Origin of the sequence: Paenibacillus sp. FSL R10-2782 (assembly GCF_038592985.1) — a bacterium.
Classification (GTDB): Bacteria; Bacillota; Bacilli; order Paenibacillales; family Paenibacillaceae; genus Paenibacillus; species Paenibacillus terrae_C.
Genome location: NZ_CP151951.1, coordinates 439,448 through 462,994 on the forward strand (window position 1 = coordinate 439,448; position 23,547 = coordinate 462,994).

Here is a 23,547-nt window from a genome sequence, read left to right on the forward strand (position 1 = left end):
TTACAGGAGGCTAGTCGAATGGAAGATACAATATATGATTTGATGGAACAGGCGCAGGATCTGCCCGGAGGGGCGGCCAAGCTGGCGATTTTGGAGGAAGCGGCCCGCTTGGCGGATGCTTCCGGATTGAAGGAACTCGGCTACGAAGTCCGGGGAGAAATTGTGGACTGCGCTATTTTTAATGGATATCCGTTAAAGGCGCTGATCGCTTTTTCGTGGCAGCTGGGTCAATTTGATCAAAGCCCCGACGAATATGATGAGCAAGAGTTGCTGTGGACTTACAAATGGATTCTCGGCAAGGTATGCAGCTTTCCCAATATACCGAAAACCCAGGTGGAGGATCTTGTGGAGGATATGCGCAAACGTTATGCCGAATACGGGTATAATGAGCGTCCATATCACTACTATAAGTTCCGTATCGCGATGGATATGGGGAGACTGGATGAAGCACGCCAGTATTTGGATACCTTCCGTACGATCGAACGGGATAGCATGAGTGATTGTGAAGCCTGCGAGCAGAGCCAGATCGTGCGTTTTTACTATTTGACCGGAGAGGACGAGCAGGTGCTTGCCGTGGCCAAACCGATTTTGTCGGGACGGATGACATGCGCGGAAGTACCGCATGTGACGCTCTCACAGGTGCTATTGCCGCTTTACCGTCAAGGGGAAGCAGACAAGGCGAAGGATCATCATCGTAATGGATATCGCCTGGTTCGGGATGACCGTGATTTTCTGAAAACCATAGCGGAGCATATCGAGTATTTGGCGGTTGCGGACCCGGTTAAGGGAATTGAAGTGGTAGAGCGTCATTTGCATATAGCGCTGGATTATGAGAGCGGGCTGGAGCAAATGTATTTTTACGCGGCAATGGTAGGTCTGCTGCAAAAGCTCGACGCTTCGGGTGATAGTAGATTGATCCGGCTGCCTGCTTCTTTGGAGTGGGGCAAAGAGGAGCGTACGCTGACAGAAATTATTGCGTATTTCAGACCACTGGCAGAGTCGGCGGCAGCAGCATTTGATCGACGGAACGGGAATATGTTTTATACCGATTGGATCGGGAAAATGGTTCAAACCGCGTAGAAGAAGAGGCTCTTGTGACAAATATTTATACAGCCCAAACAATGAGCGAGTATAATGTCCCTGTGAAATGACAGGAGGGGTTATGTAGTGACTGAAACCGAGAAAGTTATTAATTTTGCACATCGCGGTGCTTCGGGTGTATGCCCTGAAAATACGATGGCGGCGTTCCGTCACGCTTTGGAGCTGGGGGCAACCGGCATAGAAACGGATGTGCAGCGTACCCGGGATGGGCATTTGGTGCTCATTCACGATGAATCACTGGAACGCACGACAGGTTCCTCACTGGATGTACGCGATATTACGCTGGAAGAACTGAATGGGTTAGATGCAGGCGGCTGGTTTGATGAGAAATTCCGGGGCGAGCGGGTGCCGTTGCTGGATGAACTGCTGGAGCTGGCGAAGTCTTCGGATGCAGTCATTAATCTGGAATTGAAAAATAGCATTTACCTTTATCCCGGTATGGAGGAAGAGGTGATTGCCGCTGTACGACGTTTCGGTTTAGAGGAGCGGGTGATTATCTCCAGCTTCAATCATGAATCACTGGCGCTTTGTGCGCAATTGGCACCTGAGATCAAGACAGGAGCGCTGTATATTGAGATTATGGTTCGTCCGTCGGAGTATGCAAGACAATTCGGGGTAACAGCACTGCATGCTTACAAGCATTCCGTTACACCAGAAGGGGTATCTGAGGCACAGGCAGCGGGTATGGTCTACCATCCGTGGACAGTAAATGAGCCGGAAGAAATGCAGCGACTGCTGGAGGCCGGGGTGAGCGGCATCATCACGGACTACCCTGATCGGTTGGTGCACCTATTGGCTGTCCGCTCTTCCTAAGCCGAAGACATAGCAGAACTGCGACTAAGCTCTTTTGGATATGAATATGGCTATTTATGAAGCCAAAAGACTCTCCTGTACGCACTCGTCTTTACGAGGCAAAGGAGAGTCTTTTTTGAGCTTGAGCCGAAGAACATATCATCACGATAATCTTGTTTCCTTTCTATTTGACGCCAAGCCGCATACGATAGCTGAACAGGATATCCAAGGTTCTGTCCTGAAAATGATCCTTTACGAGCTTCACAAAGCGAGCCAAATCTTCATCAAGCGCCCGATTGCCGAGTTTGAATAGCGTTTGTATACCGCCTTGACTAAGAACAAGCCCTATATAACGTGCTGCGTCGCACTGCTCACGGTTGTGAAAGACAATTTCCCGGGTATAACGGAATTGTCCGCTGCGCTGTAGATTAGGCAAATGCTGTTCCTTGCTCCATTTATGGGCTTGCTGCTCTACAGGTGCTTCCCGATTGAGAATCTCGTCTGCTTTGGTGATCAACTGTACATAAGCTTGATCTATCTCCCATTGCAGCACCGGAGGCCAATCGCAGTCAAAGGCGGCGAATATCCCGCCTTGAGCCAAGACTCTGCCCGCTTCCCTGAGCGTGCTGTCGGGGTCCATCCAGTGAAAGGATTGAGAGCAGGTGATGACGTCTACAGTTCCATCCTCAAAGGGCAGATTGTTGGAGAACCCACTTTTGAAGGAAATGGTCTCTGCCGTTGTCGCTCCTGCTGTCTCCAGCTTACGCTGCGCTTTTCCTCTCATGTCTGGGTTGGGCTCGATGCCGACAATTTGACAGGCCACGTCTTTCCAAATGAAAGTCGAAAGCCCTGTTCCACAGCCAATATCAGCAACAAGCTCCACTTTTCGTTCCAGATAGCGGGAAATAATCTCGACAACGAGTGACGGTGCTTCCGGACGGTGTTGGTCGTAGTCATCGGCAAAGCCGTTGAAACGGTCTACATTACTTTGCAAATTCCCCTCAGGTATCATATGGACTTTTTCCTCCCTGATTTCGGCGGACAGCCGAGCATATTCCGATAGTGCTGTACTTTGACATTATACAGGTTTATGTGTATATACATCTACTCTTGTGGTTGCACAACATGGATCAGATATCAGAATATGCACAGGAGAAGGGGATAGGTGCAATTCTGTGTGCCTATTTTATCGTGAAGCCAGCGCCCACTCGCGCATCATGGAGTCAAGCATTGGACGAAGATCCTCGCGCTGCATGCCCATGTGAAGCACAGCTTCCAGGTATCCTGCTTTATCACCGATATCATAACGCGTGCCTTCCAGCTCAAGCGCCAGCAGTTGATTCTGCAATGCCACCTGATGAAGGGCGTCAGTCAGTTGATATTCGCCGCCCGCACCAGTAGACATATGTTCCAATATGGAGAAAATGGAAGGCTCCAATACATATCGTCCAATGACTGCCTGCCGTGAAGGAGCGTCTGCAGGGGATGGCTTTTCAACAAGTCCGCCGACTTCGTGAATAAGACCGTTCTGGCGAGTGGAGTCAATAATGCCGTATTTACTTACATCCTGTTCTTCCACTGTGCGTACGCCGACCACTTGCTTGCCCGTCGCTTCGTAGACATCCATCATTTGGCGAATTGCCGGGGTAGAGGAATTCATAATATCATCGCCTAGCAACACAGCGAATGGCTCATCACCAATAAACTGACGGGCACAACGTACCGCATGTCCCAAACCGAGGGGTTCTTTTTGGCGGATGTAGTGAATTACGGCTTTGCCCCCGATGCTTTGGACCTCGCGCAGAAGATCGTACTTGCCTTTGCTTTCCAGTACTTGCTCCAGTTCTACCGACTTGTCAAAATGATCCTCGATGGCTTTTTTATTACGCCCAGTCACGATAATGATGCTTTCAACCCCGGATTTGATAGCCTCTTCGACAATATATTGAATAGCTGGCTTGTCGACAATCGGAAGCATCTCTTTAGGCAAAGCTTTCGTAGCAGGTAAAAAACGAGTTCCTAATCCAGCGGCTGGTATAACGGCTTTTGTAATTTTTCTCATAGAGATTCACTTTCCTTTCGGGGTGGGGAACCGAATACCCAATATCGGCTCCCGATATAATTGATGATCATTCCGGCTGCGGTGGCAATCAGCTTGCATGCGGCAAGCGGCAGCTCGGTTCCACTGTGAAGCATTTGCAATAATAAGGAGGTCAGACCCAATACGATCAGGTTGATGACGATAAATCTAGGCAATTGACGTTTATGAGTATCGGGTTCTGGTTGTTTGTTGAATGTCCATTTGCTGTTCAAAATGTAACTGTTGGCTGTGCCGCAGCTGTATGAAATGATCTGCGACAAAGCAACCGGAACTCCGGCCCAAGCCAGCAGCATGAAAATGATATAATCTACGCCCGTATTCACCAGTCCTACCATGCCAAAACGGATCATAGGGAATAGCTGGGCCATGCGACTTTTCAAGGTTATGCCCCGTGACCCGATTTGGGTCCGGTATATACAGCGCTGTTGCCGCGTACTGTGCGGCTGGCGGATATTAGGCTGTCACGAGAACCTTGCATATATAGGGATTCACGTTGTTCAGGGGCCTTCATGGCATGGGTCGGGCCGTTTTCGTATTGTCCACCCAGATGCTCACGGACAATGTAGAGCGGGCGGGCTTTGGTTTCGTCATAAATCCGTCCAACATATTCACCCATAATACCGAGAATGATCAGGATCACTCCGTTAAAGATCAGGCTGATGCTAATCATGGACGACCAGCCCTTCATGACATAGGAATCGGTGAAAAAGTTGAGGAATAATACGTACATCAGATACAGGAAGCCAGACATGGACAGGAGTGCGCCGATATAACCTGCCAGCTTGAGCGGTTTAATGGAAAAGGATGTGATTCCATCCAGACTGAGCTTGATCATGCGTTTGAGCGGATACTTGGTTTCACCTGCGAGCCGCTCATCGCGCTCATATTCAACAGCCGTCTGCTTGAAGCCGATCCAGCTAACGAGTCCACGGACAAACCGATTATTTTCCGGCAGCCGTTTCAATTCGTCTATTACCTTGCGATCCATCAGGCGGAAATCGCCGGTGTCTACCGGGATATTAATATCCGTTGATGCTTTCAATACGCGGTAGAAGAGACTGGCAGACCACTTTTTGAAGCGAGTTTCACCATTGCGTTTCAGCCGTTTGGCGTAGACTACCTCATAGCCTTCCTTCCACTTGTTGGCCATCTCTACGATCAGCTCAGGCGGGTCCTGGAGGTCGGCGTCAATAACGACGACCGCTTCTCCCACCGCATAATCCATCCCGGCGGTAATCGCTAGCTGATGACCGAAATTACGGGAGAAATCAATCAATACGATGGTATCGTCTCTGAGACTAAATTCCTTGATCAACTGGACGCTGCGGTCCGAACTGCCGTCATTTACGAATATCAGCTCGTAGGGCTCGCCCATCGAGCCCATGACTTGTTTCAGCCGCCGATAGGTTTCGGTAATGACGGCTTCCTCGTTGTACATCGGAATAACTATGGAATAACGGATTTGTTCACTCATTCGTAGTTCCTCCTTATTTATAATGTGATTTCGTATAAAGTACCGCTTCCGCCACGTTCGTCTCCGCCAGGTCCACCTTGACCATCCTGAGCGTTCGAGTTGCTGTTCGTGATGTCGCTTCCTCTGTCGGATGCTTCAGCATTGGTACTGGTTTCGCCAGTTGTTGTTTTCCATTCATCTGTAGGAATCACTTTGCCATGTTCTTTGATCCATGCAGTGACTTCGGAGTTGCCGCTATCCGGTCCACCGCCGCCTCCGCCAGAAATCATGAAGTACTTCACTTGACCGCTTTCCACCAGCACCTTGATCTTATCGACGGTATACACCGGATCGGAGGATACAAAGCCGTTCATAATAATCACTTTTTGCCCGGCTTCAATCATGTAAGGAGCGGCTGTTGAATAATTGCTTGCTGCGAAAAGGTAGGTTTCACCTGTATTATGCTTTTGCAAATAGCTCAGCGTTTTGCTGTCCAAGCTTTGACTACCGTTGGGTCCACCCATTCCTCTGAAGCGGGTAGAAGATCTCTGTTCTCTGTCTGTGCTTGTTCCTGTGCTTGTTCCTGTGCTTGAAGTAATACCATCAGAGCTGGATTGCTCTGCATTATTGGTTTGGTTATTCGTTTGAGTTCTTTCAGCTTTTTGCCCATTTGCACCCTGACCTCGGTTGCCAAAATTACCTCCCGGCATTCCGCCACCGCCTCCACCGCCGCCAAATTGTGTCGGTCCGGCTTGTGGAATCATGCTGTTCCCCCCGTAGGTAATTGGCGTCAACGCCCAGTACACAGGGCCGATGAACATTGCGAGTACACTTGCAATGATGGCATATCTCGTGAACTTCTCTGATTTCAATCGTGCTACTACCAGTAGCGCCGTGCCGATGATACCGAGTATCAATACGGCGATGGACCAGCCACTGCCAATGGTGTCGTTGTAATTTTGCAGGACGAACCAGCTAAATACCGAGGTTGCCAGTACCGCTGCGGGCAACAGCCAGGAGAGCCAGCCGGAACGCTCACGATATTGCTCCCATAATTTCACGAATCCGGCCCCGAAGAGCACTGCAATTGGTGGTGCGAGCATAATCAGGTAATACTGATGGAAGAAACCGGCTACGCTGAAAAATGCAGCTACGGGAATCAGCCAGGCCAGCCAGAAGATGACCTCTTTGTGTTTTTGCGTGATATTACGGCGTCGAATGCTTGCAAGCAGGCCGATTGAAGCAATCAATGCGAATGGGAGCAGCCAGCTGGCTTGACCTGACAGGGCAGATTGGAACAATCGTAAAGGTCCCTTTTCACCAGTGCCGAACATGCCGCCACCGGAATTTCCACCCGGACCACCACCAGGGCCACCCTGACCACCGCCTTGACCGTTACCGCCAAATCCGCCCGGCGGCATTTGGCCACCAGCGCCGTTGCCGCCTGTTGATGTGCCATCGGTATTGGAAGCGCCTGTTGTAGTACTAGCGTCTGATGATGATGTAGCGGTCTGGGTTTGATCGGAGTTTGCATTGCTACTATTCGTTGAAGCGTTTCGTTTCCACTCCGAGCGTTGACCGCCACCAGCGCCGCCGCCTGTTCCTCGTTCTCCCGTCAGACGGGATAGGCCGTTGTAGCCAAAGGCCAGATTCAGTACGGAGTTCGTACCGCTGCTTCCCATATAAGGGCGCTGGTCTGCCGGAGTGGAGTCGACCACGACTGCCCAAGAGAGCGACACAGCCCCGAGAACGACTGCCGATGCTGCCAGTGTTATCGCTTTTCGCTTCCAGTTAAACTTGGAGGCCAGCAGGTAGAAGAGCCCCAAAGCGGGAACAATCATATAGGCTTGGAGCATTTTTTCGTTAAAGGCGATACCTACGACTGCGAAAGCCCAGAGGATCGGTCCCATTTTGTGGTTTCTAATGCCTCTGAACAGCAACCATGTTGCGAGCAGCAGTGTGAAAACCAGCATCGCATCAATGTTATTGGTGCGGCTGACCGCTACTGCAATTGGTGTAGTTGCCATAGCGAAGGCGGCCAATCGAGCGGCCATCGTACCGAAGCTCGGTTTGACGAGCAGGTAAACGAGCAATACCGACCCGACCTGAGCGAGCGCTTGCGGTAGGATAACACTCCAGCCGTGAAGTCCGAAGATGTAGGCGCTGAGTGTTTGAATCCAGAAAACCACAGGCGGTTTGTCTACCGTTACCGACCCTGCCGAATCAAGTGATGCGAAGAAGAAGTTGTGAAAGCTTTCTAGCATGCTTGCTACGGCCGTCGTGTAGTAGGTGTTAACATATTTGTCTTGCCAGATGTTGTATCCGTTCAAAATCGCGGATATCAGCATGATGATGATGAGGGGGACGTCCGCCCGGCTCTTGAACCATTTCTTAATCATGTACATTCCACTCCCTGTGAAAATTCTTTGTATTTTCCGTTGTTCTAGCCGCTATCTTCAGGACTGTGGAATGATCAGCCACTTCCGATCTTGGGCCCGGTGAACTACCGGCTTGTTATTATCATGCCTGACGTAGCTGAAATGGTTATGAGCGCTCCCTGAATGTTAGCTGAAAGCTGGATAGGGATGCTTTTTTTACGTAAATATTCAGTTATATTAGATACAGGTGAAAATAAATCGATCTTTTATTAAGAAAAAAAGTGACTTCATGAAAGGGAAGATAACCGATGAATCCGATACACGGGGTTAAAATTATGTTAGCGGACGATGAGCCGCACATTTTGCAATTTTTGGAGCTTGGGCTGATTAATGAAGGCTATGAGGTTAAAACAGCTGAGAACGGCAGTGATGCACTGGATTTAGCAAAAGAGTTCCGCCCGCATGTTGCGGTGCTGGATGTTATGATGCCTGAAATGAATGGCTTTGAGGTATGCCAAAGTCTCAAGGAGACAGAGGATAACATTGCAGTCATTATGCTGACAGCCAAGGATGATGTGGATGATCGGGTAAAAGGATTAAAACTGGGCGCGGACGATTATGTCGTGAAACCCTTTAGTTTTAATGAACTGCTGGCCCGGATTGAAGCACGTCTGCGCAATCAGTTTCCCGATCTGCTCGGAGAAGTGGTTCACGGACCCTTTCAGGTGGATGATCGACGAAAGGAAATTCGCTACCAAAATCAGGTGCTGGAGCTGTCGCCTACCGAATATGAACTATTGAAGTTTTTGGTGTTGAATCACGGGATTGTTCTTAGTAAAAGTCGAATCCTGGATCGAGTATGGGGATACGATTTTGGGGGCGAGGACAATATTGTCGAGGTGTATATTCGCTCCTTACGTGAAAAGCTCAAAGACAAGGAGCATCGGGTCATCCGTACGCTGCGTGGTGTTGGGTACCGAGTGGACTTGCTATGAAAGCGGCGGGGAAAAGCCGGAGAAGAACTGCGCTCCGTTCTCTCCGCTCCCAGCTTTTGGCCAGGACGTTACTTATTTTGGCGCTGCTGCTCGTCTTGATCGGATTTTTACAATATTTCCTGATGAAAGATTTTCTGTATCGCAGTCGGGCGGATGCGATGGGTACTCAGTTAGGCTCAATTCCTGCCGATTTATTGATTAAAGATTCGCAGGAGAAGAGCGGAAGCTCCACACCCAAAGAAGGAATCAATCGGAAGGATAACCGACCGAGGCCGTTTTTGTTTTGGGCGGATATGTCGCTGGCTTCCATAGATACAGCTGGAACCTTTACGAGCCTGTCTAACGAAAATGGACTTACGCCGCCGAGGCTCACCGCTCAGCAATATATTTCGATGCAGCAAAACAAGCACATGCGTTATGGCTATCAATTGCTCACGGATGCCCAAGGGAACGAGCAACTGGTCGTATTCCGTCCGCTCGGTCCGCCTGACCATTCGAAAGGGCTGCTTCAAATGGGTGTATCCACAACTTCCATGCAAGAGCAACTGATTAATCAGTTGCGTACCTTCATTTTACTATCTCTGATTGCGCTCGCAATTGGTCTGGCGCTTATGCTTCCAGTGCTGCGGCGCACGTTGGTGCCCCTTTCGAGGATGGTCGAGGCGGTCAAACGCATTGATGCGGGCAATCTGGCCGAGCGCTTTGATGCAGAGCAGGGGCAGTATGAGGTGGACCGCTTGGCGGTATCCTTTAACGGGATGCTGGAACGGCTGGAGCATTCATTTGCTGCCGAGCGCGAGTTACAGATGCAGATGAGACGGTTTATTGCGGATGCTTCCCATGAATTGCGCACCCCGCTCACTTCGATTCACGGGTTCTTGGAGGTGCTACTTCGTGGAGCCGCATCTAATCCAAAGCAGCTTCAATCTGCACTGGAGAGTATGTATGGAGAATCCAAACGGATGAACAAGCTTGTCTCCGATTTACTGTTGCTGGCTAAGCTGGACCGGACGCCCGAATTGAAGCTGGAAGATATGTCGCTGGATACGTTGCTGCTGGAAATGAAGCCGCAGCTTCTGATGCTGGCGGGCAAGCGAAGAGTGATTTTTGATATGACAGCGGGTGTGCGAGTGCTGGCTGAAGGGGATAAAATCAAGCAGGTAGTGCTCAATCTGTTCCATAATGCTGTTCAGCATACAGATATGGAGAGAGGTGTGATCCATGTAAACTTGTCTGCCGGGAAGAAGCTGGCGGATATTCAGATTCGTGATAACGGGCCGGGCATGAGTAAAGAGCAGTTGGATCGGATTTTTGAACGCTTTTACCGTGGAGATGAGTCACGTACGCGCAGCTCGGGCGGAGCTGGTCTTGGTCTGGCGATTACACAGTCTATTGTGGAAGCACACGGTGGAAAAATCACCGCTGCAAGTACGCCGGGAGAAGGGAGTGTATTCAAGGTCGCGCTGCCGTTAGCGGGGACGGTATAACATAAAAGCAGCCTCCTGAACCGTGACGTTGTCTATAACGCGGCTCAGGAGGCTTTTGGGTTAGTTAATCAATGCAGCCTTTTGTAAAAGCACGTGCAGCACCTTGGCAGATGCTTCACGCGTTGTAGGCACATTCGGCTGGAAGTAGGAGGAGCCCTTGATGGTTGCTCCGTTGATAATGCCTGCTGCGCTTACTTTTTCAATGCTATCCTTGGCATAGCCTGCAAAGGATGAAGCATCATGATACGGTGTGCGGGCAGGGCCATCGACAGATGCTTTGATCTGGAGCAGGTCTACTGCCTTGCTCAGCACGACAGCAATTTCCTGCCGACTGATGTTAGCGTTCGGATCGAATTTGTCGCCGCTGCGACCTGTGATCAATCCGGCCTCATAAGCGGCTGCTACATCGCCAGAATACCAGCTACCTGCTGGAATATCGCCGAATGGTGCGGCAGTACCCGGTGTCAGGCCAAGAGCCCGGGTTACCAAAGCTGCAAATTCCGCACGTGTCACGTTCTTCTTCGGTGAGAAGGCCGTGTCTGTGGTGCCGTTGATCAGCAGCTTGTTCGCAAGCGACTGAATCTCGGATTGAGCATACGACGATGAAATATCTTCAAAGCTAACGGGACGAGTCGCCGCTGCATACGTCGAGAAGCCCGGACGGCTTACCTTAACGATTGTTGATCCATCTGCTTGCTTGGAAAAGACGGATGGAACAGGGTAAACATTTCCGTTAGCTGTATAGAGAACACCGGCTGTATTTGACTCAATTTGGCCAGGTACGGTAAAGGAACGACTAATGAACTGTCCTGGTGCAACCTTAAGCGGTTCGCTCTTGCCTCCAGTGACAACATTAGCTTCAAACCCTACAGGGGTGCCAATCACAGTTGAGCCTTTCAGCTTGCTCGTAAATGTGTTGCTTTCCTGTGCCTGGCTGCTGATTATCACTTCAATGCCTGCACCGGCAGGAGCATTTTTCAGAGCAGATATCGGCAAAGCTAGGGAAGCTCCTGTGTTGCTCACAATCAGGCTGCTTCCTGCTGAAGCCTTGCCCAGTGTTGTCAGTTGGGCGGAAGTCAGCGCTGCTTTGGTTGTTTGACCTGCTTGGCTGCTGGCCGACAGGACAATGGCTATTGGGCTGGAGCCTGCTGCCGTCACAGTAGTCTGCAAATCTGCATCGGTTACAGTCAGTGACTGTACATTGTTGTTAACCACGACAGTTGTGGCTACCGCTTTTACGGCCTGTCCTTGCTTCACTACGGATTGAAGTGAAGGTGCAGATGTAGCGACAGGGGTGGATGTGGTGGTTGAAGCGGAAGGTGTAGTATTACTTCTGCCGCCACCTCCACCACCGCCTCCACCGCTACTGCTGCCAGAAGCAGCACTATTGTCGACGCGAATGGCCTTCATAGCGCTGAAAAATTTAGGACCGTTAGTATTGGTCTCGACTTCGCCTTTCGCATTCAGTTCCGGCGAATTAACCTCCAGCTTATACACACCGTCCTTCAAATGCTGGATAACGGGCTGACCGCTGGCATCCAGAACAGGCTTTCCGTTAGCATCGTATTCGACATAGCTTCCGTCAATGTCCTTGAAGGAGTATGCGCCTTGCTTGAGACGGGCGTTAACTCCTTGCTCCCTAGGAGTCGTAATTCCATTAATAAGACCAATTAATTTATCATCTATGCCATATACATAGAGAGCAATTTGGTTTGTTTTATCCGTGGTCAGGCGGAAAGCAAGATCTGTTGTGCGTTGGGCACCTGTACGATTCGGGTAAATAATCGGGTTGGTTATACTCAGGTCCTGCAAGCCGAAGCCTGTAGTCGGATTTTCCTTGCCAACATGAACGACGAACGGCAGATGCAAGGTAGGTAGTCCGGCGCTTTTCAGGATGACTTCTCCCTCATATACGCCTGTAGCTGCACTTGAGCTTGGCTGCACGGACAGGAAGAACGGTTGGGATTTACCCGCTTCTGCCGAGATCGCCCCATTCGTGCCGACACCTTGCAACTGAACAGCGATATTGCTCACGTCAGGTGTAGCAACGGGCTTGGCAGGGTCAGAGGTTACATGATCATGCAAAATGTAGCTTGCTTCATACTGTACGTTGTTTGCGGACAGATTTTTAAGCTGCAATTGAATTTGCTTGGCATCACTGCCTGGTTTTAACACCCCGAAGCTGGCGGAAGGATTGTAGTTCACGACCTCCTGCCGATTGAAGTTCTTATCGAGAATCGTAATCTTTTCAACAGTTTCCAGCAGGGCTGGTGTCTGAATCGCATTGGCGATGTTTACAAGTCCTGCACCTTGGGAATACACATCGTATTGGATTTGATCCTCGTCGTAAAGCGTATCCGACGTGTTCGCCAGAGCAGCACGGATATCGAACGGCGTCCAGTTTGGATGCTGCTGCTTCAGCAGAACAGCAAGTCCGGCTACATGCGGAGAAGCCATACTGGTTCCGTTGCTACGTTTGTAAGCATGATCATAAGAGGCATCTGGATAGAACTTGGCGAAAGCAGGATAGGTTGACATAATACTAACTCCTGGCGCGCTTACATCCGGCTTGATGCTAAGTAGTTCGTCTCCGTTCGGCCCACGGGAGCTGAATCCAGCCATCGTATTGCCTGCATTATCTGTGCGAATAAACTTCTCTCCGAAGGAGACAGAGAATTTTTCTCCGGCATTGTCGACGAGTTGTTTAGCCAGCGCGCGACCTTCCTTACCTTTCATATCAAAGGTCGGAATAAAATCAAAGCTGTCGCCCTGGTTAGCGTTTACATAGTCATCTCGATCCGGAATGCTGACACCTAAATCAGCTTTCGTGATGTCGCCTGCTTTTGTATTTCCGTTAAAAATGATTACAGCCTTTGCGCCACTTTCCTTGGCATTTGCAATTTTATCCACGAATGCCAGGTTTCCACGTGACACGAGGACAATTTTTCCGGCTACATCTTTTCCTTCAAAATCATCAGGCTGCCCCAAATTTGCATATACCAGTTCATAAGGGGCAGTTCCCATAATTGAAGCAAAATCCTCTTGGCCTGTTCCCCAGCCCAACAGATTAAACCCGTAATGTGCATAAGCATCAGCGGTTACTGTTTTCTTCAATTCACCATTCGCTTCCCAATAGGAATCACGGGTAACTGAAGCTGTGCCTGAGAAGCTTTTGCTTGGTGAGGTTGCCGCACCGACGGAAATCGCCAACTGGGATGAGGCCGGGGAACCCATTGAATAATAATAATTCCCGTCTTGTGCTGCATTACCATTCGCAATGACAGCAACTACACCGGAAAGCACCGCATTATTAATGGCAATGGAGTCCGGGGAGTTCGGGTCCTTCTCGGAGTCTGAGCCGAGGGACAGGTTAATCACGTTCATGCCATCCTTGACAGCGCGTTCAATGCCGTCAATGACCTGTGCGGAGGAACCGGAGGAACGCCCGGTTTTAGTATTGCGTCCAAGCACTTTATATACGTATAAGTCCGATTTATAGGCAATACCCTTTTGTACAATATCTGCCGTTTTATTAGCGGCCTGGCCAGCAATCGTACCGGAGACGTGTGTACCGTGTGTTGTTCCGGCAAAACCTGTGCCGTACGGGTCATTCTCTTTTTCAAGGAAAGGCTCCTCGTAAGGATCATTGTCCTGCTCAAAAGAGTCATACCCACCCTTGTAAGCTGCTTTCAAATCCGGGTGCTCATAATCGATCCCGGTATCAATAACCCCGACCTTAATCCCTTCGCCTGTCAAACCTTTAGCCCAGGCTTCAGGAACGCCAATTTGATCCAGCGGTGCGTTATCATACGTTGCTTCGCTGGCGGTGAGTGTTGGCGGGTCCTGTACGGGGATGGAATAATACGTTTTGTTTTCGTGGATGGATTTTACACCTGGCAATTTAGCCAGTTCTGGAATTTTGTTAGCTGGCAGCGTAACCTCCAAGCCATTAAGCACCGTGTTGTACTGGTAATTTACCTGAAGGGGAATGCTGCGCTCTGCCGCTCTATCCACGAACGATGTTTGCTCGTTGACGATAGCGGATTCCGCTTTTTGTTCGGATCGAGCTGTGAAAGTCTGATTGCCCGACCGTGCCGCATATTTGTCCACGGCTAGTGGCTCACCATCAAGCTGTACGATGACTCTGACCTGCTGCGAAGAAGTGGTACTCAGCTCGGGCGAAATGAACGCTGGAGTCGCTTCGGAAGTCAAAGCTTCCTGTGCTTCTAGAAATGAACGAGTTTGCAGGTCTACGGTAGCGGCAGAACCGACAGACGGAAAAGACAAGCCTGCGGTCAAAGCAAGAGCGAGTGTTATGACAGGAATTTTTTTAAAAATGATCGGCTTTTTCAAAGATTTCCCTCTTTTCAATCAAAATATGATTTTTCTACATACTAGGATTTGAAGTCACTGCCGAAGTTCTCACGCCTCCCTCAAAGATTCAAATGATAGAATTGACCACTGGTGACTAACTTGCCAGTTTTGAGGAATATCTTACCATGTTAGTGGGATATATTACTATATGTTTTTTATATTTTTAGAAAAAATAAGGTTAACTTCACATACGTATTCCATGGGAATGTTATGAATTTAATAGATTATTTTTGAAATCATTCAAAGGGGAATGGGAGAATAGGAGATTTAATGATATAATCTGCATTGGAATTGTTGATATTTCACGAGAATGTAAAATGCTTAGTGCAAAGGAGTCGATTATGTTGGCAAAGACATTGATTTTCGGGCATAAAAATCCGGATACGGATACGATTTGCTCAGCTATTGCTTATGCAGACTTGAAAACCAAACTGGGCGCGGACGTGGAGCCGGTTCGTCTGGGTGAGGTAAACGGGGAAACGCAGTATGCACTGGATTATTTCAAAGTGAGTGCGCCGCGTCTGGTTGAACAGGTTGCTGAGGAAACAGACAGCGTCATTCTGGTCGATCATAATGAACGCCAGCAAAGCGCGGTTGACATTGATAAAGTGCGTGTAACTGAAGTCATCGACCATCACCGGATCGCTAACTTTGAAACAAGCCAGCCGTTGTACTTCCGCGCTGAACCTGTAGGCTGCACAGCCACGATTTTGAACAAGCTGTACAAGGAAAACGGGATAGCGGTTCCGAAAGAAATCGCAGGTCTGATGCTGTCCGCGATCATTTCCGATTCCCTGCTGTTCAAATCCCCAACCTGCACCGACCAAGACGTAGCTGCTGCCCGTGAACTGGCTGAAATCGCTGGTGTGGATGCAGATAGCTACGGTTTTGATCTGCTGAAAGCAGGAGCTGATTTGAGCGGCCACACGATTGAGCAGCTGGTAAGTCTGGATGCAAAGGAATTCCAGATGAACGGACGCAAAGTGGAAATTGCGCAGGTGAATGCGGTAGACGTTAACGATGTGCTGTCTCGTCAATCCGAGCTGGAAGCAGCGCTGTCCCAAACGATTGCAGCTAAAAATCTGGATCTGTTCCTGTTCATCGTAACGGATATTGTGAACAGTGATTCCATTGGTATTGCGCTGGGAAGCCAAGCACAAGCGGTCGAAAAGGCCTACAATGTGCAGCTCGACGACAACAAAGCCGTTCTGAAGGGTGTCGTATCCCGCAAATCGCAGATCGTACCTGTATTGACAGACGCTTTTAACAGTCTGTAATTCGGAAGCAGGCTACTATATGAAAGAAGCCTCCTGAATCCAGCTACATTAAAGCAGCGGAAGCAGGGGCTTCTTTTTATTTTTTTCAATTCTGCCCATCTTAAGGAGAGTGTAACTGTGGGGGAAACCTGTGTTCCTACTGGAGTTGAACTAAAAACCACCGGTTTTGGATATACGTTGTCATTGGTAGACGGCAAATATAAAATGATCATCATGTATTGGCTGTCTGAAAATAAGGTTATGCGTTTTAATCAGCTCAAGCGAAGTATAGGCAGTATCTCCTTCAAAACGCTGAGCACCATGCTGAAAGAGCTTGAAGCAGAAGGTCTCGTCCTTCGTAAAGAATTTCCTCAAATCCCTCCCAAAGTGGAGTATTCATTAACTGAACGAGGTCTTTCTCTCATTCCATTGCTGGATATGATGTGCCAGTGGGGAGAGGAAAACATGCCAACTGTGGAGACTCTACAGAGGTAGACAGAGATTAAAGGTTGTCAACAAACCTCAAATAATCCTGTACGCTTTTTTCCAATTCATTTGCAATCGGCTCATTTTCTTTACCTGGTTCATTTTCGCCAGGCTTTTTTTCCGTACCATAAAATGCAAAGTATGAACGATAATTTGCATTGCAGTACAGGAAGGTCGTTTCAAAAGGTGTTAACAAATGTTCAAGGGTATAACGATATCTTCCCTCTTCACTATAATCTTCTTTTCTAATTCCGGCAGATACAGCTAGAGCCACTTTGCGATTCTTTAATTTATTACCTCCATTTGAGCCATACGCCCAACCATAAGCAAACACATCGTCGAGCCATTTTTTGAGGAGAGGTGGGCAATTAAACCAATAGATCGGAAACTGCAAAACAAGATTGCCATGAGCTTCAATGAGTTGCTGTTCTTTTTCTGCATCCATGTTTCCGTCAGGGTAAACCTGATGCAATTCATGTACAGTATACTTTTCCGGATATTGTTTAAGTTCTTCCACCCACCGTTTGTTAATAACGGATGTTTCCAGGCTGGGGTGTGTTACGATTACTAGAGTTTTCAAAAAATTGTCCTCCTTAGTACGATTTAGCTCTTATTATAGAATTCATGCTATTCGTATGTAAGTATGCACATTTAGTATAGATACTTTCTTCAAGGTAAGTACCTCCATCGAATCACTTAGGCTTCCCATATGATTCATCATCATTAGTTATCCATCAAATCGGCTATGAAGATAAATAAAAAAGCCGCCAATATGGCGACCTGGGACTTCTTTAGCCAGCATTTTGCATCATTTGTTCCCCAACGCTCGAAAGTACAAAAGATGCGCACGCCTCCACCATTCTGCCAGTGGATATGCGAGCAGTCTTTGTCTCAGTCCTCGCACGATTTATCTTCTCCCTCCCCGGGATCAGTCAGACGCGAACCTTTCACATCTTCAAATGCAGACCGTAAGCGTGACAGGTAGGTTTGAAACTCGCAGATTTCCGATTCGCTAAAGTCCGACATCAGGCGTGAGGCTAGTCCTATAAAAAAGGGGTCCATTTGATTGATTTTCCCCCTTCCTTTATCGTTCAACGATATAAATACGCCTCGTTTGTCATTCGGATCATCGTATTTGTTAATATATCCATCTTGTTCAAGGGAAATGATCATGGAACTGATCGCTGCCCGACTTACACCCATTTTCTCAGCCAAAACAGAAGGAGATGACATTTCGTCTCTTTGCGCAGAAAGCACACAAAGCGCTATATATTGCCCATAGGAGAGCCCGAATTCACGTGAACGTTTCTCCATGCCTTTACGAATTTCATACGTTATTGAAAATAGCTCTACCAAAACACCAATTGGTTTATTGCCACCTGGGAACAGATTATAGGCCAGTTGACGAATTTCGGAGTCCAAGAAAAAGAACATGCGATCCACCTCGATGTAGTTAATTAGTTAACTGTAATTTAATTAACCACTGGTTGCAATGATTTATATAAACTTTATTTTGCTTTTTTTAAATTTATCTGTACAACTTATCATCCCCAGGGTCCGATGCACTGCTCTACGCCCTGATTTACAAAAGCCTGTATGGAGGGCTGGCGAAGGGTTCGCCCTTCCTGCCATCGCCACTCACTGTATTGAACCTTGGCGGTATACATAGGTTGTACCCATATTGCATCCCGATGACGATTCGGCTCATTGACAAAAGGCCGCGCTGAAATGGTGTGTGGCATTAGTCGCTCTGTAAGCTGACGCCAATCGTTCCGCGTAAGCTTCCCCGTACCTGCATGTCCAATGTAGCGCAGCCTTTCTTGCTTGTCGTACAGGCCCAGCAACACAGCATTAATGACGCTTCCGTTCAAAGTGTAGCCTCCAATGACAGCAATAGTATCGCCGTAATTCTTGACCTTGACCCATCGCCTGTCCTGCCCGCCACATGTGTAAGGGCTGTCTAAACGTTTGCATACGATACCTTCCATCCCTTCGCTGCGCATTACCTGAAACAGAGCTTGTCCATCAGGATGAGCAGGCGCCAGTTGAACCCGTTCATTCGGCAGGATGACCTGATGCAATAATTCAAGCCTTTCTGCCAGCGGTTTACGGTGAATCCATTCCCCATTCAAATATAAAATATCAAACAGCATGTATGTAGCGGGCACTGCTTCATAAGCCGCTTGAATCCGATCCGTTCGACGAATCAGGTCGCGGCGCATAATATCATGAAACGAGGGCTTCCCATCAGCTCCCAGTGCGATCATTTCTCCATCCAGAATGACTGAATCGGCCTGGCAGTATGAAGAAAAATAAGCAAGTTCCGGGTATAAAAGTGTTCGCTCATGCTGCTTCCGGTTAAACAGACGCGTACTACCCTGTTTATGATATGTCATAATTCTCGTGCCATCCCATTTTATTTCGTACCGCCACAGGCCCTCCGTAGGGATTTGTTCACTCTGCACTGGCTCAAACGGAATAACGGGTTTCATTTCCGAACGCAAATACAACACCTCGCCTCACTTTTTGGAATAAGGATAGTGTCGACAGCAGGCTTCTTTTTATGTGAGGATTTTGCAAAATCCTGATGTATGAGATGTTTCGGCGGGTCTTAAATCGGGGAATGATAGGGATATCTAATCGACTCGATGGCAGAAAGGGGCAGGGTTTCATGAGACAAATTCGCGAGGAGGACCATGCGGTAGTCATGGTGGATGATGGACAGGTGGTTGCAGAAGTAGGCTATAAGTCCATAGATGACCATTCCTTGGTCATTGACCATACATTTGTATCCGAAAAGCTGCGTGGACAAAAAATTGGCAAGGAGCTGATCGACAAAGTCGTTCAAATGGCGAGGGAGCAACATAAAAAAGTCGTTCCCGCATGCACGTACGCACTGGCCCTGTTCAAGCGTCATCAAGAATATAGTGACGTCTGGCAGCAGTAACCGCGGGGGAATGCTCGTATTACAAGTGCATAAATATCACAACATCGGGACAGGTATTCAGGCTATCCCGGTGTTTTTTTTGCGTGTATAAAGCCCCTGAAATGGCCGTATTCTATTATTGATATGTTAAGAAAATGGTTATTCTAAGATGCTAAAGCACATTTTCAAATCTTCGGCTGTGAAATTGTTCATACTGTTGTCACTTCACAGGCCGTCCCCAGGTTCTATATAATATAGTATGGTTATTACCACAACCGAAAACGAAAAGTTGAATTTAAACGAAGGAGACGCTCATTATGAATAAAGCGAGTGAGGACAAGCAGTACGTTCCAACGAGCAATCGTAATTTCACAGCCTTGATTATCACCGTTTCGATCATAGCCAACGTGATTATTTTGCTGCTGTTCTTTTCACCGATTGGATACCAGGGTAGTGTTAGCTTCGATATCACCATTTTCCCGAGGTTGAATGCGATTTTTAACAGCTTCACGTTTATTTTTCTGGTGGCGGCGTTGATTTCCATTATCAAGAAGAACGTCAAAGTGCATAAAACATTTGTTTTACTGGCCTTCGCCAGCACTGTTTTATTTTTGTTTTCTTATTTGACCTTCCACTATATTTCGCCGGACACTGCAAAATTTGGCGGAGTGGGCATTATTCGGCCGATTTACTTTACGTTGCTGATTTCACACAGCATACTGGCTGCCATTATCGTACCGTTGGCTCTGTTCACGGTTGTATGGGGATGGACGATGCAGGTGGCGAAACACCGTAAAATTGCACGCTGGACCATGCCGATCTGGTTGTATGTCAGCTTGACCGGGGTACTCGTGTACGTATTCATGGCCCCATATTATTAAATAGACTTGAGTCCTCAACAGGTTTAATGAGGAAAGAAGGCGTCTCTACTAAATAGAGGCGTCTTTTTTATATCTAAATAAAAGAAAAATTATTCCTTTTAAATTTATTTTATTGAAAAAACGTTCCTTCTCCAACGGTATTTCTGCTATAATTTGCCTTAATCAACTAAGAATAAGGGGGTCACTATGTGACGAAGAAAGCGAAAGGCAGGTTACGGTTGCTTGTTTCTATGCTCGCGCTGGTTGTGCTGCTGAGCAGCTGCGGTGGCGGCGGCTCAAAACCGGACAACGTTAACGGAGGAAAAGTGACACTGCAATTTTGGACCATTGCGCTACAGCCTACATTCACCCCGTATTTCAATCGGGTGATTGCCGATTATGAAGAGAAGAATCCCAATGTCAAAATTGACTGGAAGGATTATCCTTATGACGCAGTGACCAACAAGCTCTTGACGAGTATCGCCAGTGGCAGTAGTCCGGATGTAGTGAATCTCAATACGGAATTTGCCAGTCAAATGGGCTCCAAGGGTGCTGTTGTGGATATGAATGAGCATTTGTCTCCAGAGGAAAAGGCTGCTTATTTCGACGGTATTTATAATTCCACCGTTATTAACGGCAAGGCATATGCACTACCTTGGTATACCGGCACGGAAGTGCTCTACATGAATACGAAGCTGGTGAAGGAAGCCGGACTAGACCCTGCCCATCCGCCCAAAACGCGGGAGGAATTGTCTGAATGGGGCCGCCAGATCAATAGAAAAATCGGCAAAGCAGGCTATGCGCAGCAGCTTGTATCCAAGCTTTTTGCCATAGACGGGATTCCGATTTTGAATAAAGAAAAGACAGCAGCGGCGTTCAATACACCGGAAGCGGTCGCCATGATTGATAATCTCAAAAAGCAGATGGAAGACGGTGTCGTGCTCAAAGAGGACGCTGAATTTTCACAGCAAGTGAAATATTATGCGGGTGAGCAGGTTGCCTTCGAGCTGGCAGGCCCGACGTTCATCAACTTTATCAAAACGGCTGCGCCGGACGTATACAAGAACACGATCGCCGTTCCTTCACCTACAGGTAAAGCTGATGTACGGCTTTCCAACACCATGGATCTGGTCGTACCGACCAAGTCTGCACATGTGGATGAAGCAGTGAAGTTTGCTGTTTTCCTGACAAATGCGGAGAGCCAGACGGCTTTTTCCAAAGCGGCTAATACGCTACCTTCCACGAAGGATTCCATTAAAGACCCGTACTTCACACAGTCTGATCAATCGCTGGAAGCACAAGCGAAAGTGGTATCCGCGCAAAGCTTGGATAAGGCGACAGACCACATGGTTGGTGTTCCTAATGCCAAGGACGTGAACAGCGCTGTTACGCGTGCTTTTCAAAATATTATATTGAACGGAACGGACACGAAGCAGACGCTTACTGCCTTGGAGCAGGAAGTGAATGATATTTTAAAGCAATAGGTACAGCAGGAGAGTCATACGAAGGCTCTCCTGTTCATTTATCAAAATCGGGTGGTGATGCAGCATGACCAAATGGTTGAGGTCGGAATCCTTTACGGCCTGGGCCTTTATGACGCCGGGACTGTTATTGCTTGCCGTCTTTGTATTTTGGCCTATTATTTACAGCATTCCGCTGGCATTGACGGACTACTCGGTCATATCGGATACCCATTATGTCGGTCTGGATAATTTCGAGGCAGCGTTTAAGGACCGCAACTTTCTCATTTCGATCTGGAACTCATTGGTGTACGTGCTCATTGTTCCCTTTCTTCAAATTTTCTCCATCCTGATGGCCGTGCTGGTGAACAGCCGTATACCGGGAATTAAAATATTTCGTACGACCTTCTACCTTCCTGTCGTAACTTCGATGGTAGCCGTGGCCTTGATTTGGAGCTGGTTGCTTGGCAATAACAGCGTTGTGAATTATTTGCTCATGCAGGCAGGCTTGATCAGTAAGGACATTCACTGGCTGTCAGACAGCTCTTTGGCCTTGTATGTACTCATGTTCATCACGATGTGGAAGGGACTAGGGTATTATATGATGCTCTATCTGGCCGGTTTGCAGAACATTCCACAAGACCTGTATGAAGCCGCCAGAGTAGATGGAGCAAGCCGCTGGCGGCTAATTGTCCATATTACACTCCCGTTATTAAGACCCTACGTTCTGTTCTGTACGCTCATATCGCTTATGGCGGCTATTCGCGTGTTCGATGAAGTGTATGTGCTGACCAAGGGCGGGCCAGGAACAGCCACACTGACCTCCAGCTTGTATATTTTCCAAAAGGGGATGGAGCAGTTTAACTTTGGTTATGCCTCAGCGCTTGGCTTAATTGTCGGTGCAGTCATTGCAGTGCTCAGTATTATCGTATTCCGATTCAATAGGAAAGGCGGTGTCAATCCCTATTGATGAATTTACAGGATGACAAAATGCTACAGTCGCCCCTTCCGAAAAACGAAAATAGCCGCATCATTCGCAACCTGGGGCGAGTTGTAAGGATGACGGTGATCTATGTACTGCTGGTGCTGCTCGCTCTCTTTTTAATGGGACCGTTCCTATGGCTGCTCAGCGTATCGCTCATGCCGGGACGCAATATTTTCTCAACGCCACCGGCGATTTTTCCGACCTTTATTGATTTTGAAAATTATGCTCAGGTATGGCAGTTTATGAACTTTCCGAAGTATATGCTGAACACGGTGATCATTACGGCGCTTGGCGTTATTTTCAATGTGGTGCTCGCCAGTCTGACGGGATATCCTTTGGCTGTATTTCGTTTTAAGGGTAAAAATCTGGTGTTCACGCTACTAATTTCCACCATGATTATTCCTTCATACACGTCGTTCATCGTACATTACCTGACCATTCAGGGGCTTCATCTGGGCAATACGTATTTGGGTGTGGTGCTGCCTGGAGCTGTCTCCGTGTTCAACATTTTTCTGATGCGGCAGACGTTTATCCATATTCCTACCGATGTACGTGATTCCGGCAAAATGGACGGCGCTTCGGAATTCCGAATCTGGTGGCAGCTGGTGCTACCGCTGGTGAAGCCAGCGCTCGCCGTGATTTCTTTGCTGGAAGCCATGTCATTCTGGAACAGCTTCCTGTGGCCTATCGTTATTCTGAATGATACAGAGCTATACCCGCTGGCGGCTGCGCTCACATATCTCAATGGTCAATTTGCCTATAACTTTGGCTGGATTGCAGCGGGCACGATGATTTCGGTGCTGCCGATCATTATTTTGTTCCTGTTCACACAGCGCTACTATATGGAAGGCTTGGCGGGTGCAGTAAAAGGCTAGACCGGAAATACCGGATGA

The 23,547-nt window shown here is 48.2% G+C and carries 20 protein-coding genes; 11 read left to right on the plus strand and 9 right to left on the minus strand.

The genetic code is table 11. The annotated features are described in order from the left end of the window. Positions 1-18 precede the first annotated feature (18 nt). The gene (locus tag NST83_RS01930) at positions 19-1,080 is read left to right on the plus strand and encodes a hypothetical protein (protein ID WP_342416376.1); all 1,062 of its coding nucleotides are present in this window, start codon (positions 19-21) and stop codon (positions 1,078-1,080) included. A gap of 87 nt (positions 1,081-1,167) precedes the next feature. Continuing rightward, positions 1,168-1,914 carry a glycerophosphodiester phosphodiesterase gene (locus tag NST83_RS01935; protein ID WP_137061160.1) on the plus strand — a complete coding sequence of 249 codons (747 nt, stop codon included), beginning with the start codon at positions 1,168-1,170 and terminating at the stop codon, positions 1,912-1,914. A gap of 163 nt (positions 1,915-2,077) precedes the next feature. On the opposite strand, the gene NST83_RS01940 is transcribed toward NST83_RS01935, so the two are convergent. From NST83_RS01940 to NST83_RS01960, 5 genes are all read right to left on the minus strand, one after another. Further along, positions 2,078-2,905, minus strand: coding sequence for a class I SAM-dependent methyltransferase (locus NST83_RS01940; protein WP_342416377.1), 828 nt, complete (start codon positions 2,903-2,905; stop codon positions 2,078-2,080). A 174-nt stretch (positions 2,906-3,079) separates the two neighbouring features. Continuing rightward, positions 3,080-3,955, minus strand: a complete 876-nt coding sequence (galU, locus tag NST83_RS01945; RefSeq protein ID WP_342416378.1) for a UTP--glucose-1-phosphate uridylyltransferase GalU — start codon at positions 3,953-3,955, stop codon at positions 3,080-3,082. After that, positions 3,952-4,374 (minus strand): GtrA family protein, encoded by a 423-nt coding sequence (locus tag NST83_RS01950; protein WP_342416379.1) that lies wholly within the window; start codon positions 4,372-4,374, stop codon positions 3,952-3,954. Before NST83_RS01950 ends, galU begins: the two co-directional genes overlap by 4 nt. A gap of 2 nt (positions 4,375-4,376) precedes the next feature. Beyond that, entirely contained in the window at positions 4,377-5,468 is a 1,092-nt protein-coding gene (locus tag NST83_RS01955) for a glycosyltransferase family 2 protein (RefSeq protein WP_342416380.1), read from the minus strand. 17 nt (positions 5,469-5,485) lie between these two features. Continuing rightward, positions 5,486-7,846: a glycosyltransferase family 39 protein gene (locus tag NST83_RS01960; RefSeq protein ID WP_342416381.1), complete on the minus strand. Its 2,361-nt coding sequence runs from the start codon at positions 7,844-7,846 to the stop codon at positions 5,486-5,488. A 287-nt stretch (positions 7,847-8,133) separates the two neighbouring features. Between NST83_RS01960 and NST83_RS01965 the strand changes: the two genes are divergently transcribed. Both NST83_RS01965 and NST83_RS01970 read left to right on the plus strand, forming a co-directional pair. Beyond that, on the plus strand, positions 8,134-8,820 hold the full coding sequence (locus NST83_RS01965) for a response regulator transcription factor (protein WP_014279365.1): 687 nt from the start codon (positions 8,134-8,136) through the stop codon (positions 8,818-8,820). After that, positions 8,817-10,307, plus strand: coding sequence for a HAMP domain-containing sensor histidine kinase (locus tag NST83_RS01970; RefSeq protein WP_137061166.1), 1,491 nt, complete (start codon positions 8,817-8,819; stop codon positions 10,305-10,307). The genes NST83_RS01965 and NST83_RS01970 overlap by 4 nt, the downstream gene beginning before the upstream one ends. A gap of 60 nt (positions 10,308-10,367) precedes the next feature. Here the strand turns inward: NST83_RS01970 and NST83_RS01975 are convergent, their stop codons facing one another. Then, the gene (locus tag NST83_RS01975; protein WP_342416382.1) at positions 10,368-14,660 is read right to left on the minus strand and encodes a S8 family serine peptidase; all 4,293 of its coding nucleotides are present in this window, start codon (positions 14,658-14,660) and stop codon (positions 10,368-10,370) included. A 362-nt stretch (positions 14,661-15,022) separates the two neighbouring features. On the opposite strand from NST83_RS01975, the gene NST83_RS01980 reads away from it, so the two are divergent. Together NST83_RS01980 and NST83_RS01985 are read left to right on the plus strand one after the other, a co-directional pair. Beyond that, positions 15,023-15,958, plus strand: coding sequence for a manganese-dependent inorganic pyrophosphatase (locus tag NST83_RS01980; RefSeq protein WP_342416383.1), 936 nt, complete (start codon positions 15,023-15,025; stop codon positions 15,956-15,958). 117 nt (positions 15,959-16,075) lie between these two features. Continuing rightward, on the plus strand, positions 16,076-16,432 hold the full coding sequence (locus tag NST83_RS01985; protein WP_137061169.1) for a helix-turn-helix domain-containing protein: 357 nt from the start codon (positions 16,076-16,078) through the stop codon (positions 16,430-16,432). Between the two features lie 7 nt (positions 16,433-16,439). Here the strand turns inward: NST83_RS01985 and NST83_RS01990 are convergent, their stop codons facing one another. The 3 genes from NST83_RS01990 to NST83_RS02000 all read right to left on the minus strand — a co-directional run bounded on the left by NST83_RS01990 (position 16,440) and on the right by NST83_RS02000 (position 18,927). After that, entirely contained in the window at positions 16,440-17,003 is a 564-nt protein-coding gene (locus NST83_RS01990; RefSeq protein WP_342416384.1) for an NAD(P)H-dependent oxidoreductase, read from the minus strand. A gap of 311 nt (positions 17,004-17,314) precedes the next feature. Further along, the gene (locus tag NST83_RS01995; protein ID WP_342416385.1) at positions 17,315-17,857 is read right to left on the minus strand and encodes a MarR family transcriptional regulator; all 543 of its coding nucleotides are present in this window, start codon (positions 17,855-17,857) and stop codon (positions 17,315-17,317) included. 110 nt (positions 17,858-17,967) lie between these two features. Continuing rightward, on the minus strand, positions 17,968-18,927 hold the full coding sequence (locus NST83_RS02000) for a DNA ligase (protein ID WP_342416386.1): 960 nt from the start codon (positions 18,925-18,927) through the stop codon (positions 17,968-17,970). A 167-nt stretch (positions 18,928-19,094) separates the two neighbouring features. Between NST83_RS02000 and NST83_RS02005 the strand changes: the two genes are divergently transcribed. From NST83_RS02005 to NST83_RS02025, 5 genes are all read left to right on the plus strand, one after another. Then, complete coding sequence (locus NST83_RS02005) at positions 19,095-19,370, plus strand: GNAT family N-acetyltransferase (RefSeq protein WP_137061172.1); 276 nt, start codon at positions 19,095-19,097, stop codon at positions 19,368-19,370. A 296-nt stretch (positions 19,371-19,666) separates the two neighbouring features. Next, a complete protein-coding gene (locus NST83_RS02010) occupies positions 19,667-20,230 on the plus strand; it encodes a DUF420 domain-containing protein (RefSeq protein ID WP_137061173.1) in 564 nt (187 codons plus the stop codon). A gap of 188 nt (positions 20,231-20,418) precedes the next feature. Beyond that, on the plus strand, positions 20,419-21,693 hold the full coding sequence (locus tag NST83_RS02015; RefSeq protein WP_342416387.1) for an extracellular solute-binding protein: 1,275 nt from the start codon (positions 20,419-20,421) through the stop codon (positions 21,691-21,693). Between the two features lie 64 nt (positions 21,694-21,757). Continuing rightward, positions 21,758-22,639 (plus strand): sugar ABC transporter permease, encoded by an 882-nt coding sequence (locus tag NST83_RS02020; protein ID WP_342416388.1) that lies wholly within the window; start codon positions 21,758-21,760, stop codon positions 22,637-22,639. Next, positions 22,639-23,529, plus strand: coding sequence for a carbohydrate ABC transporter permease (locus tag NST83_RS02025; protein ID WP_342417853.1), 891 nt, complete (start codon positions 22,639-22,641; stop codon positions 23,527-23,529). The genes NST83_RS02020 and NST83_RS02025 overlap by 1 nt, the downstream gene beginning before the upstream one ends. Positions 23,530-23,547 lie beyond the last annotated feature (18 nt).